Origin of the sequence: Shewanella surugensis, assembly GCF_023284005.1 — a bacterium.
Taxonomy (GTDB): domain Bacteria; phylum Pseudomonadota; class Gammaproteobacteria; order Enterobacterales; family Shewanellaceae; genus Shewanella; species Shewanella surugensis.
The window spans coordinates 1-3480 of sequence record NZ_JAKIKS010000241.1; the positions used below are offsets into that span (position 1 = coordinate 1).

General features: G+C 40.0%; 4 protein-coding genes. 2 read left to right on the forward strand and 2 right to left on the reverse strand.

What is annotated here, in order from left to right:
* On the forward strand, positions 1-541 hold a 541-nt coding region (locus tag L2764_RS26395; protein ID WP_446539690.1), incomplete at its 5' end, for a fascin domain-containing protein.
* A 91-nt stretch (positions 542-632) separates the two neighbouring features.
* Here L2764_RS26395 and L2764_RS26400 read toward each other — a convergent pair.
* Both L2764_RS26400 and L2764_RS26405 read right to left on the reverse strand, forming a co-directional pair.
* Positions 633-1610, reverse strand: coding sequence for a transposase (locus L2764_RS26400; RefSeq protein ID WP_248943317.1), 978 nt, complete (start codon positions 1608-1610; stop codon positions 633-635).
* 257 nt (positions 1611-1867) lie between these two features.
* Positions 1868-2341, reverse strand: coding sequence for an RpiB/LacA/LacB family sugar-phosphate isomerase (locus L2764_RS26405; protein WP_248943318.1), 474 nt, complete (start codon positions 2339-2341; stop codon positions 1868-1870).
* A gap of 591 nt (positions 2342-2932) precedes the next feature.
* Here L2764_RS26405 and L2764_RS26410 point away from each other — a divergent pair.
* The coding region (locus tag L2764_RS26410) for a helix-turn-helix domain-containing protein (protein WP_248943319.1) at positions 2933-3480 on the forward strand (548 nt) is incomplete at its 3' end.

A 3480-nucleotide genomic window follows, 5' to 3' on the forward strand; every position in this document is an offset into this window, starting at 1 on the left:
TGAATTCAGTCATACACCCCTCGTGGATAATCGCCTAGATCATAATAATATTAGCGATCATGCTCCCAGAATTGGACAACTACATTGGGTCAATACCTATGCTTATAAGACTCCCATCGAATATCCTCCTGTAAATTTAGCCATTTCACTTAAAGCGAGCAGTGGAAAATACTTTACAGCTGAAGGCAATGGCGGCAACACAGTGAATGCCAATCGAGATGATCAAGGCTCTTGGGAGTCTTTTCATCTCAGACTAGAACAAGCAAGATACTTTACTGGCTGTATTCAAAGTGGCGATCTAGTCTCTATTCGGACCCAAGATGGTTATTACTTTAGTGCGCAAACAGATGGGAGCCTAGATGCTGACCGCACTCAAGTGGGCAACTGGGAAACCTTTAGTTTAATCAATCAAGATAGTCATAGCCAGCCATTAGTAATCAGCAACATACTGAGATTTTTACCCGATATCAACGCTCAGCATTTATCAAATCATGATCTGACTGTTTTTAACGTAATGCCTGCTGCTGATCTGGAAAAATGAGTAATATTAGCGGAATTAGTGAGTTTTGAAGTGTAAAGTACCGACTCAGTTGATTAACTGAGGTTCCTGCTCTTGAGATACAAGCTGGGCTCTAGCCTACTTGCATATACTTGCAACACTTTGAGAAGTGCCGTCGTCGTTTATCTAAATGTTCACAGTAGCGGCTTAGCTCTTGTAGCGTACCTACAGGACCATGAAACAATGTCCCAAACTCTGTGATTATTTTTAGCCAATTTTCAGCTGGAATATTGAGTCTATTCAATATCTGCTCTGCATTCGCTGATATCGCTCCCCGTTTATCATTTCGGATAATTCGGCCTGTTTCATCAACGAGTTCAAGATAGTCTTCCAGTGCGAAAACAATGCCCTTGGGTTGATGTTGATGTTCATTGCCAACAAAAGGTAGCAGTCGTTTAGGCTGCTTACCCGTTAATGCCGCTTCAATACGTAACTTTAGGCTAGTGTAGTCCGACTGCTCTGGCGTACTAGCCATCTTTGCCCGAATGGGGTTTAATTCAACATAGGCCATACAAGCTAACACCGCAGCTTCATCTAATAATGCTTGCGATTTAAACCTTCCCTCCCAAAAGTGACCAGTGCACTTATCTTCTATATTCGCTTGCCTTGCTATCGGCTCATTCAGACATCGCATAAACCAACTAATATCACTAAGCCGTGAACGGTAAATCGCAATTTGATGTTTTAACTGAGTAACTTGATGTGCTTCAATCACTTTACCTTTAGCGAACCGTTGAGTTATCTGCGTGCCATTAAATAATCTATGCCACTGCTCTATCACTTCTCTATCTGACCAGCTGTTGGCTTTAGCAACATCAATATACAGTACGACATGCAGATGATTACTCATCACTGCATAAGCCGCGACATCAATAGCAAAGACCTCGGTTAACTTAAGGAGTTGAGATTCAACCCAGCCCCGACGATGATCATAGTTTTTTCCTGTATATTTATCATCACCACACAAATAGGCACGCCGCACTACGCGGCTACAGCAATGATAATAGGGAGTGTCTTCGATACTGATCAGGGTTCTTCTTGGACGTGGCATAGCAACCTCCAACATCTACTAGTCCATAAAGCTTAGTCGGAGGGTTTAAAATATGCCATTAATGATGGCTGTCTTTGATGGCATTTGATGGCAGTTTTTGATGGCAGTTCTTGTGGTAAAGAGTATTTTCAGCTTGAAGCGAAAAAACAAGCTAAGACAGGCTTGACTATAGGGGAACGTCCATATAAGTCTTCGATCTTTCACACCTTGATTTATGCCATAGTGCCTGAGGGATTGACAACAACACCCTGAAACTCTTAGGGCACTTTATCAACCCCATCAATAGTCACAATATTCTTTAAAGCTTGATCGAGAAAAGAACTAATATCCTGATCCCATCCTGCTTTAAACTCAGTTTTAAAAAAAACATGGAGTATTTCTGATGCTAGAAAGGGCGCTGTGTTCATGGCTCCCAGAGTAAGGATATTCGCATTATTAATAGAGCGTGCTTTTTCTGCTGTATTCTTCGTCTCACAAGGAGCGGCAAAGACTCCTTGATACTTATTAGCAACAATAGCCATTCCCATTCCCGAACCACAAACGAGAACAGCACGGTCTATCTCTGACTTGGCCATAAGACTGCCAGCTTCTTGAGCTATGTTGTAGTAAGGTTTATCGAGACCTTCCTGTCCACCTAGGTCAACAATTTTGAAAGATTGTTTTTTTAGATAATCCAAGACGGTATCTCTCAGAGCGAATCCAAAGGGATCAAAACCGATGGCAACTTTCATATGACCTCCTAATTTGCTGTAATCTATTTAGCCTACATTATAAGATCTTTCGAATATATTATAGAAAGGCATGACTCTAAGTGCTAATGACACTGCTACACCGACAAACTGATTCAAAGAGGACACACCAAACAAACAAGCTCTGACCGAGAAAGGTAGAGTGGTAAAATATATGAGACAAACTGCCAGCCAACCTGACTAAATTTAAACTGAAGCCCCCCCATCGACCAATCACATCCAATCAATGCTGATAAGACGCTTGAACATTTTAATCTTTTTTTAAAATCGTCAGCCTAGGTTCTGTTGCAGCCAACAACCAAGCCACTACAGGCCTTTTAAGTTGGCAAAATCCATCCATAGATAACTCATCAATTAATCAAAGCCTAATTTATGTTTATAAACGAGGAAAATAATCATGGGGGTCTATATAGTCATAGCCAATATACTAAGTACCGGAGTATTAAATTACCATAAATTTGTTCACTATTAGAGCAGTGAGATAATTTCAGTGTTTAGAGCATCATTTAACTTGTGTATATACCTTTACTTTTGTATAACTATCATCAATATATGAATTATTAATTTTTATAAATGAAACAAATTAGGGTCTTATCTGAACACGAACTCATCACATTGGAAGAAGCATTTAAAAACCATCCAAAACATCGTTGTCGGATCCGTGCTCATGCGATTATCAATAGCTATCATGGATTCAGTATCAAACAGATCGCACAGATTTTATTGGTGAAAGGGGAAACCGTTTCCTCGTGGTTAGATCAGTGGTTTGAACACGGTATTGTTTTTCTTTATGACAGTAAACGAACTGGACGGCCAACAATCTATAACTCAATTGAAAATCAACGACTAAAAAAGCTTGTTGATGAAGAACCTTATCAACTTAAACAAGCTCAATCGATAATGATATTAGAAACAGGAAAAACGGCCAGCAAATCAACCCTTAAAAGAATACTAAAAAAATCTGATTACAGCCATAAACAGGCCAGACACTCGTTAAAAAACAAGCGCTATCAAGCCGATTTTTTAGCTTGCCAACAGACCTTAGAGCGGCTGATTGACGCTGAACGTTCGGGGGAAATTGACCTCTTTTATTTCGATGAATCAGGCTTTAGCCAAAAATC

Bases quoted from the DNA above. Each gene is read 5' to 3' on its own strand.
- L2764_RS26405 (WP_248943318.1), bottom strand. From the start codon at position 2,341: ATGAAAGTTGCCATCGGTTTTGATCCCTTTGGATTCGCTCTGAGAGAT.
- L2764_RS26400 (WP_248943317.1), bottom strand. From the start codon at position 1,610: ATGCCACGTCCAAGAAGAACCCTGATCAGTATCGAAGACACTCCCTAT.